Annotated in this window: 14 protein-coding genes; 5 read left to right on the forward strand and 9 right to left on the reverse strand. The window is 64.7% G+C overall.

Annotation, left to right across the window (positions count from 1 at the left end; translation table 11 throughout):
* Positions 1-54: 54 nt before the first annotated feature.
* Complete coding sequence (locus ACFR99_RS00135) at positions 55-1,290, reverse strand: MFS transporter (RefSeq protein ID WP_390283107.1); 1,236 nt, start codon at positions 1,288-1,290, stop codon at positions 55-57.
* A gap of 201 nt (positions 1,291-1,491) precedes the next feature.
* Here ACFR99_RS00135 and ACFR99_RS00140 point away from each other — a divergent pair, with 201 nt between their 5' ends.
* Positions 1,492-2,559, forward strand: a complete 1,068-nt coding sequence (locus tag ACFR99_RS00140) for an mRNA surveillance protein pelota (protein WP_390283109.1) — start codon at positions 1,492-1,494, stop codon at positions 2,557-2,559.
* A 93-nt stretch (positions 2,560-2,652) separates the two neighbouring features.
* Here the strand turns inward: ACFR99_RS00140 and ACFR99_RS00145 are convergent, their stop codons facing one another.
* The 3 genes from ACFR99_RS00145 to ACFR99_RS00155 form a co-directional block, all read right to left on the reverse strand.
* A complete protein-coding gene (locus tag ACFR99_RS00145) occupies positions 2,653-3,414 on the reverse strand; it encodes a TrmB family transcriptional regulator (RefSeq protein ID WP_390283111.1) in 762 nt (253 codons plus the stop codon).
* Positions 3,411-6,647, reverse strand: coding sequence for an efflux RND transporter permease subunit (locus tag ACFR99_RS00150; RefSeq protein ID WP_390283113.1), 3,237 nt, complete (start codon positions 6,645-6,647; stop codon positions 3,411-3,413). Before ACFR99_RS00150 ends, ACFR99_RS00145 begins: the two co-directional genes overlap by 4 nt.
* Before the next feature lie 297 nt (positions 6,648-6,944).
* Positions 6,945-7,679 (reverse strand): MBL fold metallo-hydrolase, encoded by a 735-nt coding sequence (locus ACFR99_RS00155; RefSeq protein WP_390283115.1) that lies wholly within the window; start codon positions 7,677-7,679, stop codon positions 6,945-6,947.
* Between the two features lie 163 nt (positions 7,680-7,842).
* Here ACFR99_RS00155 and ACFR99_RS00160 point away from each other — a divergent pair, with 163 nt between their 5' ends.
* The gene (locus ACFR99_RS00160) at positions 7,843-8,637 is read left to right on the forward strand and encodes an Nmad3 family putative nucleotide modification protein (RefSeq protein WP_390283117.1); all 795 of its coding nucleotides are present in this window, start codon (positions 7,843-7,845) and stop codon (positions 8,635-8,637) included.
* A gap of 7 nt (positions 8,638-8,644) precedes the next feature.
* On the opposite strand, the gene ACFR99_RS00165 is transcribed toward ACFR99_RS00160, so the two are convergent.
* Complete coding sequence (locus ACFR99_RS00165) at positions 8,645-8,977, reverse strand: DUF7344 domain-containing protein (RefSeq protein WP_390283119.1); 333 nt, start codon at positions 8,975-8,977, stop codon at positions 8,645-8,647.
* A 133-nt stretch (positions 8,978-9,110) separates the two neighbouring features.
* On the opposite strand from ACFR99_RS00165, the gene ACFR99_RS00170 reads away from it, so the two are divergent.
* Entirely contained in the window at positions 9,111-9,647 is a 537-nt protein-coding gene (locus tag ACFR99_RS00170) for an acyltransferase (protein ID WP_390283120.1), read from the forward strand.
* A 15-nt stretch (positions 9,648-9,662) separates the two neighbouring features.
* On the opposite strand, the gene ACFR99_RS00175 is transcribed toward ACFR99_RS00170, so the two are convergent.
* Together ACFR99_RS00175 and rocF are read right to left on the reverse strand one after the other, a co-directional pair.
* Positions 9,663-10,832 (reverse strand): NAD(P)/FAD-dependent oxidoreductase, encoded by a 1,170-nt coding sequence (locus ACFR99_RS00175; protein WP_390283121.1) that lies wholly within the window; start codon positions 10,830-10,832, stop codon positions 9,663-9,665.
* Between the two features lie 119 nt (positions 10,833-10,951).
* Positions 10,952-11,872, reverse strand: a complete 921-nt coding sequence (rocF, locus tag ACFR99_RS00180) for an arginase (protein WP_390283123.1) — start codon at positions 11,870-11,872, stop codon at positions 10,952-10,954.
* A 141-nt stretch (positions 11,873-12,013) separates the two neighbouring features.
* Here rocF and ACFR99_RS00185 point away from each other — a divergent pair, with 141 nt between their 5' ends.
* Entirely contained in the window at positions 12,014-12,700 is a 687-nt protein-coding gene (locus tag ACFR99_RS00185; protein ID WP_390283125.1) for a metal-dependent transcriptional regulator, read from the forward strand.
* Positions 12,701-12,869: 169 nt separating this feature from the next.
* The gene (locus ACFR99_RS00190) at positions 12,870-13,403 is read left to right on the forward strand and encodes an Rrf2 family transcriptional regulator (RefSeq protein ID WP_390283127.1); all 534 of its coding nucleotides are present in this window, start codon (positions 12,870-12,872) and stop codon (positions 13,401-13,403) included.
* Positions 13,404-13,511: 108 nt separating this feature from the next.
* On the opposite strand, the gene gyrA is transcribed toward ACFR99_RS00190, so the two are convergent.
* Entirely contained in the window at positions 13,512-16,016 is a 2,505-nt protein-coding gene (gene gyrA / locus ACFR99_RS00195; RefSeq protein WP_390283129.1) for a DNA gyrase subunit A, read from the reverse strand.
* A 7-nt stretch (positions 16,017-16,023) separates the two neighbouring features.
* Positions 16,024-17,955 carry a DNA topoisomerase (ATP-hydrolyzing) subunit B gene (gene gyrB, locus ACFR99_RS00200; protein WP_390283131.1) on the reverse strand — a complete coding sequence of 644 codons (1,932 nt, stop codon included), beginning with the start codon at positions 17,953-17,955 and terminating at the stop codon, positions 16,024-16,026.
* Positions 17,956-17,957: the final 2 nt, after the last annotated feature.

A 17,957-nucleotide genomic window follows, 5' to 3' on the forward strand; every position in this document is an offset into this window, starting at 1 on the left:
TGGTCGAGTGACCGAACGCCGGCGATAGGGCGCAGCACCGAAGCACGATCAGTCTCACTGCACCTCGGCAGTCGTTACTGGAATCTCCCAGACAAGGATCGCGGCTGAGCCACCGATGAGCGCGATTCCGGCGATGGCCAACGCAAAGAGCGGTGACACGGAATCGGAGATGACGCCACTGCCGAGTTGGAACGGAACGACAGCCAGCCCGCTGACCATCGCCATCGCGCTTAGTACGGTGGCCCGGCCGAGCGAGCCGATTCGGTCGTTGACGTACTGGCCAGCGAACGAACGCGTCACATCGGAAATCCCTCGAGCGACCAGGAACGTCGGAAGTGCGAGGATGGGGACGAAGTACATCCCGACCAGTGCCGTCCCAACGAGAAACGGCAGTACGAGGAACCACGTTCGAACGCCGAGATGGTCCTTGATCGCGCCAGTGAAATAGCTGAGCACTGCTCCGACGAGACTGTACGCTGCGTAGAACCAGCCAAGCAGGGATTCGACTTGTGACGGGGAGACACCGAAATCCACAACGACGGTCCGGAATATCGGCTGGAGAAAGACGAATACGAGATACGTGACAGCGGCATAGAGAACGTAATAGTAGAGAATGAATGCCCTGAGATTCCGTTGGGAGAGGGCGTCCCTGACGATGCCGACGGTCCGACGGAGGCTCAATTCGCCGGTGTCCGTCTGCGTGTACGCCGCTGGTTCGTCTATGGTCAGTAGAACGACCGCGCCGAGTCCGGTAACAGCGGCCGCGACGAACCACGGGTACGAGAGATCGATACTGCCGAGATACCCACCAACGATGGCTGCACCAGCGCCGACCGCCAGCGCGGCAGCTTCGCCCCGCCCGCGGACGGTGGCGAACTCGCTTTCAGAGAGGTCGTCGGTGAGCGTATCGTAGAGCCACGCGTCCTCGCTCCCCGATCGGAAGTTGTACCCCAGCGACCAGCAGACGTAGAGGGCGGCCAACGCGAGGAACGACCCAGAGAGGCCGATTCCGAGCAGCGTCACGGCGATCAGTGTGGTCCCGATGAGGAGGCTGTTTCGGCGACCGACGCGGTCGCCGATGTACCCAGTCGGAATCTCGCCGACCAGTGTTGTCAGGTTGTAGATCGCCTCGAGGACGGCGATCTGGGTGAAGGAGAGTCCCTGGGCAAGAAAGAAGAGGTACATAATCGGCCGATAAAACTCGACCGCTTTGGTCGATTTGTAGAGATAGTATTTCAGGACGCTTCGAGGGACGGACTCGCGCCAGCGGGCCGAAGCGAACCGAGCCATTACATCGGGATTGGCGAGCGCGTTCAATTACGTTGCGTTAGTTCGAGACACCGAGATCGTAATACGCTGCTGGCACGGGAACCGAACGCGTCCAGTGGCCCCGTGATCGACATACTTGACGACCGCCGACAGCCCGCCCCGAACCCGTGAGGTGGACCACCGATCGCAGTCCACTTACCGCGGCCGCGCAAACCCACGGCCATGCAGATCAAAGACCGGGAGCAGGTCGAGGGCGGCCGCGAGCGGATCACCGTCGTCCCAGAGAGCGTCGACGATCTCTGGCACCTGCAGTACGTCTTAGAGCCCGGCGACCGCGTCGCAGGCGATACGACCCGGCGGATCCAGCGCAACGACGACCAGATGCGCGATACCGGCGGCGAGCGCGAACACATGTGGGTCGCGATCGCCGTCGAGGACATCGAGTTCCACAAGTTCGCCAACCGCCTGCGGGTCGGCGGCGAGATCGTCGCCTGCTCACGGGAGGACCAACTGGGCTTTCATCACACGTTGAACGTCGAAACGCGCGAGGAGATCTCCATCGAGAAGCGGTTCAAGCCCGATCAGGAAGCTCGTCTCGAGGAGGCCGAGGAAGCGAGCGAAAACCCCGACGTGGCGATCGCAACCGTCGAGGAGGGGCAGGCCCACGTCCACACGGTCGCCCAGTACGGCACCGAAGAGCGGGCGACGCTTACCGGCCCGACCGGCAAAGGCGAGTACGCCCGCGAGCGCTCGGAGCTGTTCGCGGAGCTCGGCGAGGTCCTCAAACGCCTCGAGGTCGACGCGATCATCCTCGCCGGTCCCGGTTTTACGAAACAGGACGCCTACAAGTATCTAGAGGAGAACGAACCCGAAGTCGCCGATCTCATCACGATGGTCGATACGGCGGCGGTCGGCGACCGCGGCGTCCACGAGGTCCTGAAACGCGGGGCCGTCGCCGACGTCCAGGAAGAGACCCGCATCGAGAGCGAGGCCGAGTACATCGACGAACTCACTCGGCGCATGGCAGAGGGCGCGAAGGCGGCCTACGGCCCCGAGCAAGTCGAGAAAGCCGCCGAGTTCGGCGCGATCGACCGCCTGCTCGTCCTCGATGACCGGCTCCGGAAAGAGCGTGGCCCCGAGGGCGAGTGGGATGTCGACATCGACGAGATCGTCCGGACGACCGAACAGAAAGGCGGCGAGGTAACGGTCTTCTCGAGCGAGTTCCCACCCGGCCAGCAACTCGCCAACCTCGGTGGCATCGCGGCGCTATTGCGATACCGCCTCGAGTGAGGCGGGCTGCTGTCCCGAGTGATCGGTGCACCCGGAGTACGGTCGCGGGTGCGCCAGCACTGCCGGACAGCGGCCCGTATGCGTACCGGCCGGTCACTCTCGATCGGGCGGCATCTCGGAGCCCGTCTCGATCAACTGGATCAAGACCGAAGCAAACAGCGAGTCGGCGCTCCAGACGGCAGTCTCGCTGCCGTCCGCGTCGACGACCGAGAGCAGAACGCCGTCATCGTCGGTCAGGACCATCCGCCCGGAGCGGTCGTCGCCCTGCCGGGACACCGGCGGCGAGCGAACGGTGACGCCCTCGAGTCGCTCGAGTCGGTTGCGAACCGCCGATGTGGCGCTGACGCCGACGACGTCGACGCCGGCGGCAGCGCGTTCCTCAAGGATCGCAGCGATGGCGTCGGTAAGCAGCGCCGGCAGTCGGGCCGCGAAGACAAGACGCTCCTCGGCGTCGGCGATGCGGTCGACGACGCGGTCGTCGATGCGGTCGCGCCCGCGAACGGTCCAGATGTCTTCCAGTTCTTCCTCGCCGGCGGGCTGTCGGCGGATGTCCTCGACATACTCGAAGGCCCGATCCTGCTCGTTCTCGAAGCGCTCGCGCAGGATCTGGCGGGCCTCGTCGATGTCGACCGGCCGGTAGCGGATGGGGTTCGACTGCTGGACCTCGAGCAGACCTCGCTCCTCGAGGCGCTCGGCGACGCCGTACACCTGCGATCGTGGGACGTCGACGACCTCGGAGACGTCCCGGGCAGTACCCGAGCCGATGCGGTGGAGTCCGATGAACACCTTCGCCTCGTAGGTCGTGAGCCCGAGCCGTTCGAAGGCCGCGAGGGCCTCGCCCTCGTCGTCGGTCATCGATCGTCACCGGCGTCGTCGGGACGGCCGCCGTCGCTGGCGGGTTGCGTGCTCGCGGCCGCGGGTGACCCGAGGGGGACGTCGGGACCGAAGTACCGCGTCCAGAGCACGAGCAGGGTCGGCAGGACGAGCACGCTCGCGAGGAAGGCGTAGATGATCGTCAGCGCGGTGATGATCCCGAACTGCTCGAGCACGGGGAGGATGGCAAAGGCGAGGACGCCGAACCCGCCGACAGTGGTCGCCGCGCTGCCCAGCAAGGCACCGCCGGTGCCCGTCACGGTGGTGTGCATGGCGTCCCAGACCGAGCCCTGCCGCTCGAGTTCGAGCGTGTACCGTGCGCTCACGTGGATGCTGTAGGCGACTCCGAGCCCGATCGTGAGGCTGGTGATCATCCCAGTCAGGACGTTGAAGGGCATCCCGATCAGGTACATCGTTCCGAGGATCCAGCTGACCGCGAGTGCGACCGGGAGCAGAGTCACAGCGCCAAGGGTTGCGCTGTTGCCGGTCAGCCAGTAGGCGACCGTCAGGAAGACGAATACGGCCACGAGCGTGATCAGCAGGCTCTCGAGGACCGTGTTCAGCAGGTCCTGCTCGACGACGTGGTTGACGACCGGGTCGCCGGTCGCGGTCACGGACCAGCGGTCGTCGCCGTCGGCGAAGTCCGCAGCGACGTCGCGCATCTCGTCGGTCGTCTCGCCGGTCGAGGCGTCGCCCTGGATCGAGATGACGAGTCGGAGGGCCTCGTACTCGCCGTCGGCGCGGTAGAGAACGTCGCCCGCGGCTTCGGCATCGGCCTCGTAGAACTCGTCGTACAGCGCCTCGAGGTCCTCGTCGGGGACACCGTCCCCGTCGGTGTCGGCCGCCTGGAACGACTCGTTGAACGACTCGTTTTCGGCCGCGACGTCTTCCATGGCCGACAGCGGACTGCGGACGTCGGCCTCGCCGTTTGCGAGCACGTACACCACGTCGCGATCCGCGGCGTCGTCCTGGGTCGCTGCCACGCGCTCGAGCGTCTCGTCGTCGGTCACGTCACCCTTGACGAGGAGCTGTGCCTGCGTGTCCTGGCGCTGGAAGTTCTCGTTGACGTACTCGAGGTCGTCTTTCGCGCTGTACTCGCCAGGCTGGAACGGCTCGGGCAGGTTCTGCGTCCAGGCGGGTGGGCTGTCGGCGAGGAAGTCCTCCTGGTCGAAGCTGGTGTCGACCTGGGTCGCGCCGTAGACGCCGCCCGCAGTCACGACGAGGACGACGAGCAGGAGTGCTACCGGCGCCTTCCGGGCGACGACTGCGCCCGCCGAGAGCACGTCGGCGAGGCGGCCGCCACCGGTGCCGAACGCCCGCTTGTGTCGGTCGATTCCACGTTCCTCGAGCCGGGTGTCGAGTTCGACCTTCGCTGCGGGGATCCACGCGCCGAAGACGATCATCGCAGCGAGGATGCCGAACGCGCTGACGATCCCGAACTCGCGGATCGGACCGATCGGGCTGACGAGGTTCGAGAGGAAGCCGATGACGGTCGTCGCAGTCACCCAGACAAGCGCGACACCGACACCCGCGAGGGCGACGGTCATCGAGCCCCGCACGTCGGTAGGTTCGGCTGCCTGTCGTGAAACGTTCCCACCTCCCGTCTCCGAGGTGCGTTGCTCCCGATGGCGCATGAAGACGTGGATCGCGTAGTCGATCGAAAGCCCGATCAAGAGCACGGGGATGGCGACGAACATCTGGTTGAACGCGATATCGGCCCAGCCCATGAACCCGAACGTCCAGAGTAAGACCGCGGCGATCCCGACGACACCGAGGACGATATCGAGCGGATCGCGGTAGGCGATCAACAGCGCGACGACGACGAACAGCAGGGCGAGCGGCGAGACGATCGCCAAACTGTCGCTCATCGAGCGGTCGATCTCGTCGGTAATAATGCCCGAGCCGAAGACGATCAGTTCATCCTCGTAATCCTGTGCGAGCTCGCGGATCTCGAGTTGACTGTCGCTCGTTCTCTCGTCGACCGATCCTGGGCCCTGGAACTCGCCGCTCGCGGTCGACTGGATCACGAACAGCATCCGGGCGTCCGCTTCGGTCGAGCCCGGCTCGTAGGACGTCGGCATCAGGCGCAACGCCATGTCGCCGCCACGGTCGCCGTCTTCCGAGAGGACGCTCGTGAGCGTCTCCTCGTACTCCGACTCGTTCAGCGACTCGAGGGCGTCGATCTGTTCGTCCAGCGGTGGCTGGTCGGCTTCCTCGAGTTCTTCGCGATCTTCCTCGAGTTCCTCGAAATCTTCCTCGAGTTGTTCGCTATCTTCCTCGAGCTCCTCGAAGTCGGCCTCGAGTTGTTCGCTGTCTTCCTCAAGCTGAGCGAACTCCGCTTCGAGGACGCCCCGCGTGCCCTGAACGTAGACGTCCTCGAGCTGGTCCTCGAGTTCGCTCGATTGCTGCTCGTATTCTTCCTCGGTGCGTTCCCCGGCCTCGTAGGCACGTTCGAGGTCGACGAGGGACGACTGGATCTCCCGTGCGTTCGTCATGGCCGCGGCGAACTGCGACGACTGCTCCTCGTCGAGGTCGGCCGTCGCCTCCGCGTAGACGCGGTCGAACTCGGCCTCAAGTTCGCTCGATTGCTGCTCGTACTCTTCGTCGGAGATTTCGCCGGCCTCGTAGGAGGCGTTCAGCTCCGCGTATTCCGTCTCGAGCGCGACGGTCTCGTTCAGCGCCGCCTCGAGCTCGTCGGTGGTCTCGTTGAGTTCGGCCCCGCGCTGCTCGAGTTCCTCGGCGGTCTCGTTGAGTTCGGCGCTCCGGTTCTCGAGTTCGGCGCTGCGAGCCTCGAGTTCGGCCCCGCGCTCGGCGAGTTCTTCCGCTTGCTCTTCGCGGATCGCGGTCGTCGCCACGATGTTCTCGACGCCGACGATCGGGTCGTCATCGACCAGAGTGGCGTTTATCGACTCGTCGGTGCGCAGCTCCTGCTGGAAGGCGAGCGAGGAGCGCATCGACTCCTTCGAGAGGACGTCGTCACCCCTGACGATCACTTGGACCGTCGTCGTGTTCTCCCGATCCTCGGTCGTGAAGTTCTCCTCCGCGTACTCGAGGGCCTCCCCTTCGGGAGAGTCACTCTCGTACTGGTCCAGCGACGACTCGTCGTCGACCATCGGCGCGCCCGCGCCGACGACGGCGGTCACGAGCAGGAGTACAACGAGAACGATCTGCGAGTGTGTCGTGATTACGTCGGCGATCCGGTCGGCACGACTCACGGCCATCCACCCCGCGGAACGGTCGGCTCGGCTCTCGTCCTCATCTGTTGTGACTATCCTACTAACGGAGCCGGCATACAGCTGTTGTTATCTTCATACTAACACTTGCGAATCGGAACGCAACGGCCGCGAGCGACGATCCCGAAACGACCGCTGTCACGTCGTTTCCGATCGAACGGTCAGTGAAGGCGTGTTATTCACGTGCTACCTGTCGGTGGCCACCGATGAAACGGTTTGCTTCGTAACGTTTCCGTGACAGTCTCGAGTGCCGATCACTCGTATCGAGCGACGGCTCGACTACTCGACCGAGACCGTCTGGAGGTCCTCGGCGAACCGGACGTCGCCGTCGTAGTGAGCAGTGATCGATTCGAGCATCTCGTCGTGGCGGCCCTCGGTATGCGGATAGAGGTGGGTCAGGTAAACCCGGCCGAGCTCCCGGCCGGCGAGCTCTCGGCCGAGTGCGTCGGGCGTCGGGTGGTTCGAGACGTCGACGTCGTCGGGGAACGAACAATCGTGGGCGAAAATAGCCGATCCCTCCGCGAAGTTCGCCAGCCCGGCGAAGGCCTCGCTGTCGCCGCTGAACGTGAAAAGATCGCCAAAGCGGTAGGCCAGACACGGCACCGAGTGGCGCGTCTCGTAGGCCGAGACATCGAAGCCAGCGACGGTGAATTCGCCGGGAACGACCTCTCGAACCTGCACCTCGAGTTTGTCCTGCATGTACTCGTAGACATCGAGGAGGTCGTCGACCAGCGCCTTGGTGCCCTGCGGGCCGACGATCTCGAGGTGGTCCTCGCCGGCGAGCCAGCGGGCTTTCATCAGCGGCAGCAGGTCGGCGACGTGATCGAGGTGGTGATGGGTCAGGAGGACCGTCGAGACGTTCTCGTAGCCGACTCCGGACTGCTGGAGTCGCTGAAGCACCCCAGCACCGCAGTCGATCAACAGCGTGCGGCCGTCCTCCTGGACGAGAATGCCCGTCTGAAAGCGTTCGCCCGTGGGCATGGCACTGCCCGTTCCGAGAAAGGTGATACGCATAGGCGGGTGTGGAACCCCTGGCCCGATAAGGGTACCTCTCGAGGACGTCTTCGGCCCCACCGGGAGAGATCGCAGTCGAGCCGACCGACTACTGTCCCGGGATCGGACCTCGCTTTCGGCGGATTTATCGCTGTGTCGCGCCGATCGGCGCGTACAACTGAATATGACAGTCGTTCTCGCCGGCGTCGGTGCCGACAGCACGAACGTCGGTGCGCTCGCACCGCTGTACGACGACGGCCGGTTCGAGTACGTCCCGATTCCGGAGAAAACCCGCGAGACGACTGAATCGGAGACGCTCGGCTCGTGGGAGTTGCGGGCGGGCGACAGCGTCGCCGCCGATCTGACGACCCGGATTACACCCCAGCCGGTCGGCGACGGGGCCGAAACGGTTAGCGGAGACGAACTCGAGTCGTGGCCGCTCCACCACGATCCCAACTTCGAGGCACTGACCTACGGCGAACACCGGACCAGCGGCTACGTCTCGCGGCTCCGCGCGCTCGAGCCCGGCGACGTCGTCGGCTTCTACGCCGGCTTGCGTCGGCCGGACGGGGACCGTGCCCACCGCTACCTGATCGGCTATTTTACCGTCGCCGACGTGGCCGTCGTGACGCCGGATATGCCCCGGGCTGAGCGCGAAGCGATCCTTGACGCCCATCCGGACAACGCCCACGCCAAGCGCGCTCGAGGGGGCGACCTCTACCTCGAAAAACCGGTCGTCATCGTCGACGGCCGCGAGCCCGGCGGGCTCTTCGAGCGCGACCCGATCCGCATCAGCGACTACTACGTCGCCGAGGGCAACGAGCGCGCCCAGTACTATTTGCGCGACGAGATCGCGTCGGCGTGGAACGTCCAGGCCGGTGGATCGAACATGATGTTCAAGCCGGCCTACCGCTGTGGGCTTTCGGGGTCCGCGTTTCGGGACCTTGTCGGGGTTCCGGGCGATCGAGCGGTCGAGTAGTCGGTCGTCACGCGCGGTGTTCGAGTGGCTCGAAAAACGGCTCGAGGTCGTCGAAGTTCTCGCCGAGTGTGACCACCGCGTCGTGGTGCCGGTAGTCGACGACGTCGTGTGTGTCGAGTCGTGGAAGGTGTTTGTGGACCAGTGCGATCGTGATCGCTCGTCGCGTGTCGGGGTCGTCCGCCTCACAGTCGCGCTTCGACGAGGCGAGTCGACGGCCCAGTTCTTCCGGTGTCGTCCGTTCGACCGCGCGAAGAACCGCTAACGCGTCCCTACGTGTCGTGTTCGCGAGGAGCTCGTGGATCGTTTCCATCTCGAGGGTATTCGACTGGGATCGGGACACAGTGAAGGACCCGGCACGAACGATTACACCAATGTTCCCTTACTAGTTGGGTACTTCCCGCCGGTCCGCTGCCAGCGTCACGCCGGTTCCGCATCGATCGGTTTCATGTAACGATCTCTCCAAGAGTATGGTAGTGACGGCTTCCGACGATACGACGCCACGACACGAGCGCGTCACACACCACGAGACGCCCGGACCACGAAACTCGCTGACCTACTGGACCACCGCCCGCTCCCCCCTTCGGGTCGCGATCAACTACATCGTCGTCTGGCTCGTCCGGATTTCCCCGAGTCTCCGATTCAAACGCTGGCTCCTACGTCGCATCGGCGTCACGGTCGGTCCGGGCGTCTCGTGGGGGCTCGAGGCCACGCCCGACGTCTTCTGGCCGGACCTGATCACCATCGAGGCGGACGCGATCGTCGGTTACGACGCGACGATCCTCTGTCACGAGTTCTTACAAGACGAGTATCGAACCGGCGAGGTCGTCGTCGGCGAACGAGCGATGATCGGCGCAGGCGCGATCGTCCTGCCCGGCGTCAAGATCGGGCACGATGCCCGCATCGCGGCGAACTCGCTAGTGACTCGCGACGTGCCACCGGGGACGACGGTCGCGGGCGTGCCGGCGGAGCCGATGGGTGGATCGGACGACGACGAGACGACTGTAGAATAGCAGTGTCGCGAACCCTTACAGCGACGACCAGGACTTGCGGGCTTCGTTCCAGTTGGTGATGTCGGCGATCCAGCGGGCGGCGATCAGCTTCTTCAAGTTCTCGGCCGGGAGGCCGCCGAACGTGTCGACGGGCAGGGAGATGCCTTTCGCTGGCTTGACGTCGTGGGCGATGGCTTTGTCACCGACCGAGATGACGGTCCCTTTGTCCTCGTGTTCCCAGGTCTTCAATGGACGGTTCGCGATCGCGCGAGCGATGTTCTCGCCGGCGACCTCGGCGGCCTGCCAGGCGGCCTGTGCCGTCGGCGGTGCGGGCTGGTCCCCCTGATCGATGATCGCCGAGTCACCGACCGCGAACACGCGCTCGTCGGAGGTCTGGAAGTTCGCGCTGGTCGTCACACGGTTGTGCTCGTTCTCGAGGTCGACGTCGTCCATCGCGTCACGACCCGTGATCCCGCCGGTCCAGATCAGCACGTCGTGCTCGAGCGGTTCGCCATCGTCGAACTCGATGTGGTCTTCAGTGGCCTGGGTGATCGGATCGTCCGTATGAATGCGGACGCCGGCTTCCTCTAACAGGTCGCGCAGGGCCTGCTGGCACTCCGGATCGTTGCCCGGGAAGATCTCTTCGAGCGCCTCGACGAGGTGGATCTCGATGGGCGCGCGGTGTTCGTCGCGGAACTCGGCGATCTCACCGGCGGTCTGGATGCCCGAAAGGCCGGCACCGCCGATGACGACCTGTGCGGGATCGCTGCGGGTCGCGTCCTGGCTGGCCGCTTTGACGGCCTCGTGGATCTCGAGCGCGTCGTCGAGACTCTTCAGCGTCAGCGCGTGTTCCTCGAGACCGGGGATGCCGTAGTAGGCGGTCTGGCTGCCGAGTGCGACGAGGACGTAGTCGTATTCGACGTCCTCGCTCTCCGCGAGTTCGACGACCTGTTCGTCGACGTCCAGTCCCGTGACCTCGTCCTGAATGAATCGGGTCGCCGGGGACGCGATCTGGTCGACCGGGAAGGTGATATCCGAGCGGACGCTGGGGTCGCGGATCACACGGTGGGATTCGTGCAAAACGAGGTGATAATCGACGTCGGCGATCCAGGTCAGCCGTACGTTGCCGCCAAGCTCCGACTGGAGCCTTTTGATCGCGCCGGTGCCGGCATAGCCGGCTCCGAGCACGACAACGTTCTCAGTCATACATCACAGTGAGTAACACTATGATACAAAGCTGTTGAAACCGGAGTCGGTGTGGTCACGCCTTGCACGACACCACGCTGTCGGCCGGCGAACGGCGCTCGAGGCGGCCTGAACCTGCTCTAGAGGATTCGTTTCCCGAACGTGCTCGCGGTCAATTCGGCCGCCAGCGTCGCCGTCTCGTTTGCTTCGTCCAGAATCGGATTCACTTCGACGACGTCCATCGATCGCAAGACTTCGTCGGCCTCCGTGCGCCGGGAGAGGGTCTCGAGTGCGGCGTGAGCCTCCCGGTAGGTGACGCCGCCGCGGACCGGCGTGCCGACGCCGGGTGCTGTTTTGGGATCGAGCCAGTCCAGATCGAGGCTGACGTGGACGCCGTCGGTACCGTCGGTCGCGACCGCGAGGGCGTCCTCGACGACCGCGGAGACGCCACGCTGGTCGATGTCGGACATCGTGTAGGCCGTCAGCTCGCTCTCCTCGAGCAGGTCGCGCTCGCGCTCGTCGATGCTCCGCAGGCCGACGTAGGCGACCGACGATTCATCGAGCCCGGTGGCGGGTGCCCACTCCGTCTCGCCGAACGTGCCGTACCCGAGGACGGCGGCCAGCGGCATCCCGTGGACGTTGCCGCTCGGCGAGGTTTCGGGCGTGTTCAGGTCAGCGTGGGCGTCGAACCAGATCGCGCCCAGGTCGGCCTCGCGGGCCGACCCGGTAAGCGACCCGATCGCGACCGCGTGGTCGCCACCCAGCACGAGGGGGAACTCGCCGTTGGCACGCGTCGCCGCGACGCGGTCGCACAGCCGCCGGCAGACGTCCTCGATCTCCCGGAGGAACTTCGCATTCCCTCCGTGGGGCTGGTCGGCGTCCGGGTCGCGCTCTTCGGCCCGGGGCATCGACAGATCGCCGTCGTCGATCGGTTCGACGCCCGCCCGCTCGAGGCCGTCGGCCAGTCCCGCATAGCGGATCGCCGACGGGCCCATGTCGACGCCACGACGGTTCGCCCCGTAGTCCATCGGCGCGCCGATGATCCTGACGGTCCGGTCCATAGACCCGCTACGCCGTCGATCGATTTGACCGTGGTGGTCAGTCACAGTCGCTGCGTGGACACGCGACAGTCTAGTCGATCACACACGGACGGTCTCGGTGGCGATAGCTTTAGGGTTAGACCTGTCTAAACTCGGGACAGCATGATGCTGAGCGACGTGATGGAGGACTACCTCAAAGCGATCTATCAGCTCCAGCGCGAGACCGACGAGCGGATCAAGACCTCCGAGATCGCGGCGGAGCTGGACGTCACGTCGCCGACAGTCACCAGCATGCTCGACAAACTCGAGGAGCGTGATCTGGTCGACCGCGAGAAGTATCGCGGCGTCACCCTGACCGACGAGGGCGAGACCGTCGCCTTGGAGATCGTCCGCCATCACCGGCTGCTCGAGGCCTACCTCACCGAACACCTCGATTACGACTGGTCGGAAGTCCACGCAGAAGCTGACCGGCTCGAACACCACATCAGCGAGAACTTCGAGGCGCGCGTCGCCGACGCGCTCGGCGAGCCGACGGTCGACCCGCACGGGTCGCCGATCCCCAGTGCCGATCTCGAGCCGCCGGAGCGACCCGACGGCGAGGCCATCACCGAATTCGAGGAAGGGGCGGTCGTGACCGTCGCCGAGGTCGCCGACCACGACCCCGAGGTACTCTCGTATCTCGCCGACCACGGCGTCGAGCCCGGCGTCGACCTCGAGATCGTCGAGATCGCTCCGTTCGGAATGGTGACGGCACGCTCGAGCGAGGCCGACGAACCAGTCTCGCTGCCCGAGTCTGTCGCCATACACGTCCGGGTTGCACCACCCGCCGAACCCCAATCGTCGTCGTAGCTGCCGGGGATGCCGTGGCGATCGCGACGACACTGGGACCCATGGATGCTCGCCTCGCCGTGGGCGGACAGTGCGAAAGCCCTCGCATTCCCGGTGCAACCGTCACAACGTTGGCAAAATATCCGGTTCACCCGCCGGGTTTAAGGAAACCAAATACGAATAAATCACTATGTCATCCATCGAACTCACCCCCAGCCAGAAGAAAATACTTCGCGCCCTGACGAACCTCCACAAGGAGTCCGAAGACGCGATCAAAGGCGAAGATATTGCCGAGCAGGTCGACCGCAACCCCGGGACGATCCGTAACCAGATGCAGAGTCTCAAAGCCCTCCAACTAGTAGAGGGTGTACCGGGGCCGAAAGGCGGCTACAAACCCACAGCCGCCGCCTACGAAGCACTCGAGATCCAGCAGATGGACGAGCCCGCATCGGTTCCGCTACAACACGAGGGCGAACCCGTCGATGACACCATCATCGAGGAGATCGACCTCTCGAGTGTGCACCATCCGGAGCTCTGCCGTGCGGAGATTCACGTTCAGGGACGAGTCAGCGACATTCACGAGGGCGATTCCGTCACCGTCGGCCCGACACCGCTGTCGAAACTCGTCATCGATGGCACCGTCGACGGCAAAGACGACACGAACAACATCCTCATTCTCCGGATCGACGACATGGTTGCACCCGCCGAAGAGCCGGCTCACTGATCGACAGATAGCCGCTCTCGTCTCACTTCTGCGTAGCGCCTGCGCTCTTCAATCCACAAAAAATCGCTCTCGAACTCGCGTCGAGCCGATGCGAAACCGACGGGCAGGTTACTCGAGCGTGTCAGCGTCGGCGTCCGCATCTGCATTTGCATCTCCATCGGCGGCGGCCGCCGGGATTACGTCGACGCTTGCGACCGCGTCGCCGTCCTCGACGTCCATGACGATCACGCCCATCGTGTTGCGACCGACGGTCGAGATCTCGTCGACCCGCGTGCGGACGATCTGACCGCGCTCGCTCATCAGCACGAGCCCGTCATCCGGGTCGACCGCCTTGACGGCCGTTACGGGGCCGTTGCGATCGCCGGTCTTGATGTCGATCAACCCCTTGCCGTATCGTGACTGGGTGCTGTACTCGGCCAGGGGCGTCCGCTTGCCGTAACCGTTCTCGGTCACGGTCAACAGCGCCTGCCCGTCGTCCTCGTCCGTCGCGACCAGTCCCGCCACGGCGTCGTCGTCTTGCAGTTTGATGCCGTTGACACCGCGGGCGTTGCGCCCCATCGCACGGACTTCGTCTTCGTCGAACCGGATCGTCATGCCGCCCTCGGTCGCGATGACGAGATCCTGTGTGCCGTCGGTGACCTCGACGTCGACCAGTTCGTCACCCTCCTCGAGATCGGCCGCGATGATCCCCGTCGAGAGGATGTTGTCGAACTCCGCGCCGGCGGTCCGCTTGACGTAGCCGTTGCGGGTGACCATCGTTACGAACTCGTCGTCGTCGAAGGCGTCGGTGTCGACGATCGCCGTGATGTCCTCGCCGGGGTCGAGATCGAGGATGTTGACCGCGGATTTCCCGCGGGCAGTCCGGCCCATCTCGGGGATTTCGTAGGTCTTGAGCCGGTAGACTTCGCCCTGATTCGTAAAGCACAGCAGGTAGTCGTGGGTGTTGGCCCGGAAGACCGTCGCGACGCGGTCGTCTTCCTTGACGTCCGCGCCGATGATGCCTTTCCCGCCACGACCCTGGGGGTCGAACCGTTCGATCGGCATCCGCTTGACGTAGTCGTCCTCGGTCATGACCACGAACACCTCCTCTTCGGGGATGAGGTCCTCGTGGGTGACCGTGCCTTCGTCCTCGATGATCGAGGTCCGACGCTCGTCGCCGTACTCGGCTTTGATCTCGCGGAGTTCGTCTTTGATGACCTCGAGCAACTCCGACTCGCTCTCGAGGATCTCTGTCAGGCGCTCGATCTCGGCCTGGACCTCCTCGTACTCGGCTTCGATCTCGGCGGCCTCCATCGAGGTGAGGCTGCCGAGTTGCATCCGGACGATGTGATCGGCCTGGTCTGCAGAGAAGTCGTAGACGTCTTGCAGCGCCGCTTTCGCAGCCGATCGGTCCTCGCTGTCGCGGATCAGCTCGACGACGTCTTCGGCGTTCTCGACGGCCGTCAGCCGGCCTTCGAGGATGTGCGCACGATCCTCGGCCTCCGCGAGATCGTACTCGCTGCGCCGGCGAACGACCTCGCGCCGATGGGCGACGTACTCCTCGAGCGTTTCCTTGAGCGAGAGCACCCGGGGCTGGCCGTCGACCAGCGCGAGGTTGATGACGCCGAAGGTTCGCTCCAGGTGGTTCTCGAGCAGTTTGTTCTCGACGACGTCCGCGTTCGCGCCGCGTTTGAGTTCGATGACGATGCGGACGCCGTCGCGGTCGGACTCGTCGCGTAGGTCGGAGATGCCCTCGATCTCGCCCTCGTTGACGTCCTCGGCGATGCGCTCGACGAGGCGGGCCTTGTTGGCCTGGTAGGGGAGTTCGGTGATGACGATCCGCTCGCGCCCGTTTTTCCACTCCTCGACCTCGTACTCGGCGCGGACGCGGACCCGGCCGCGGCCGGTCTTGTACGCCGAGTAGATGGCGTCGCGGCCGACGATGTTCGCGCCCGTCGGGAAGTCCGGCCCCTTGACGTGGTCCATCAGGTCGTCGACGGTCGCCTCGGGATCGTCGATCAACTCGATGGTCGCGTCGATGACCTCGCCCAGATTGTGGGGCGGAATGTTCGTCGACATTCCGACCGCGATCCCCGAGGAGCCATTGACCAGCAGGTTGGGAAACGCCGCTGGGAGCACGTCGGGCTCTTGCAGGCGGTCGTCGTAGTTCGAGGAGAAGTCGACCGTGTCCTTCTCGATGTCAGCGAGCAACTCCTCGGAAATGGGCGACATCCGGGCCTCCGTGTACCGCTGTGCGGCGGCCGGGTCGCCGTCCATCGAACCGAAGTTCCCCTGGCCGTCGACCAGCGGATAGCGCATCGAGAAGTCCTGGGCCATCCGGACCAGGGTGTCGTAGATCGCGCTGTCGCCGTGGGGGTGGTAATCCCCCATCGTCTCCCCGACAATCGAGGACGACTTTCGGTGACTCGAGCCACTCGAGACCCCCATCTCGTGCATCGCATAGAGGATGCGCCGGTGGACGGGTTTGAGGCCGTCCTCGACGCGCGGGAGCGCACGACCCGCGATGACGGACATCGCGTAGTCGATGTAGCTCTGCTCCATCTCGTCCTCGATGCGGACGTTCTCTACTGCTCGTGCGTCTACGTCGGTCGGTTCGGGTACGTCTGAACTCATGTATAAATTATATGTCGATCCACTCTGCTTCCGGCGCGTTCTCCTTGATGAACTGCTTGCGGGGTTCGACGGCGTCGCCCATCAGGACGGAGAACATCTTGTCCGCCGCCGCCGCGTCCTCGATCGTGATCTGCTTGAGAATGCGGTTGTCGGGGTTCATCGTCGTCTCCCAGAGCTGTTCGGGGTTCATCTCGCCCAGCCCCTTGAACCGCTGGACCTGGGAGGGGTTGCCGTCGCATTTCTCCGCGACGATCTCGTCGCGTTCGGCGTCGGTCATCGCATCGTAGGTCTCGCCGCGATATCGGATGCGGTAGAGTGGCGGCTGGGTCGCGTAGACGTAGCCCCCCTCGAGCAGCGGGCGCATGTGCCGGTAGAAGAACGTCAAAAGCAACGTTCGGATGTGGGCACCGTCGACGTCGGCGTCGGTCGCCATGATGATCTTCTTGTAGCGGACGTCGTCGACGTCGAACTCGTCGCCGATCCCCGCGCCGATCGCGGTGATCATGTTCCGGATCTCGTCGTTCTCGAGGATGCGGTCGAGCCGGTGTTTCTCGACGTTCAGGATCTTCCCCTTGATCGGGAGGACGGCCTGGAACTCGGGGTTGCGGGCCTGTTTTGCGCTGCCGCCCGCGGAGTCACCCTCCGCAATGAACAGTTCGGCCTCGTCGGGGTCTTTGGTCTGACAGTCAGCGAGTTTCCCCGGGAGGGACGTGGACTCGAGGGCGGACTTGCGCCGCGTCAGTTCCTCGGCCTTTTGCGCGGCCATCCGGGCTTTCGCAGCCTCGACGGCCTTGGTGACGATGGCCTCGGCGGTATCGGGGTGTTCCTCGAAGTAGGTTCCAAGGCCCTCGTGCATGGCGCTCTCGACGATCCCCCGGACCTCGGAGTTGCCGAGTTTCGTCTTCGTCTGGCCCTCGAACTGGGGATCTGGGTGTTTGATCGAGATGACTGCCGTGAGCCCCTCGCGGATGTCCTCGCCTTTGAGGTTGTTCTCGAGATCCGAGAGGAGGTCGTTCTCGTTGGCGTAGTCGTTGACCGTCCGTGTGAGGGCGGTCTTGAACCCGGTGAGGTGGGTGCCACCCTCGCGGGTGTTGATGTTGTTCGCGAAGGCGTGGATCGAGCCCTGCAGTTCCTCGGTGGCCTGCATGGCCACTTCGACCTGGATGTTCTGGTCTTCGTCCTCGAAGTAGATGACGTCGTCGTGCATCGCCGAGCGCGTCTCGTTGAGATACTCGACGAACTCACGGATGCCGCCGTCGTACTCGTAGGTCTCGGCGACGGGGCCGTCGTCGCCGGCCTCCTCGCGCTCGTCGCGGAGCGTGATGCGGACGCCCGAGTTAAGGAATGCCAGTTCCCGAAGCCGGTTCGAGAGCGTCGAGAACGCGAACTCGCCCGTCTCGAAGATGCCCGTGTCGGGCCAGAAGCGGATCTCGGTGCCGGTCTCCTCGTCGGGCTCCATATCGCGGACCCGCTCCATGTCGCCGACGGGTTCGCCGGCTTCGAACGCATGTCGGAAGACACCGCCGTTGCGTTTGACCTCGGCCTCGAGTCGTTCGGAGAGGGCGTTGACGACCGAGACGCCGACGCCGTGGAGGCCGCCGGAGACCTGGTAGGACTTGTTGTCGAACTTGCCGCCGGCGTGGAGGACTGTCAGAATGACCTCGAGTGCGGGGCGGTCGTACTCCTCGTGTGTGTCGACGGGGATGCCGCGGCCGTCGTCCGCGACGCTCACCGAGCCGTCCTCGTGGATGGAGACGGTGATGTCGTCGCAGTAGCCGGCCAGCGCCTCGTCGATCGAGTTGTCGACCACTTCGTAGACGAGGTGGTGCAGTCCTCGAGAATCGGTAGAGCCGATGTACATCGCCGGTCGCTTTCGCACGGCCTCCAGGCCCTCTAAGACCTGGATCTGCCCGGCTCCGTACTCGCTTTCCTGGGACATGT

The sequence above is a fragment of the Haloarchaeobius amylolyticus genome, assembly GCF_042678045.1.
Lineage (GTDB): Archaea > Halobacteriota > Halobacteria > Halobacteriales > Natrialbaceae > Natrinema > Natrinema amylolyticus_A.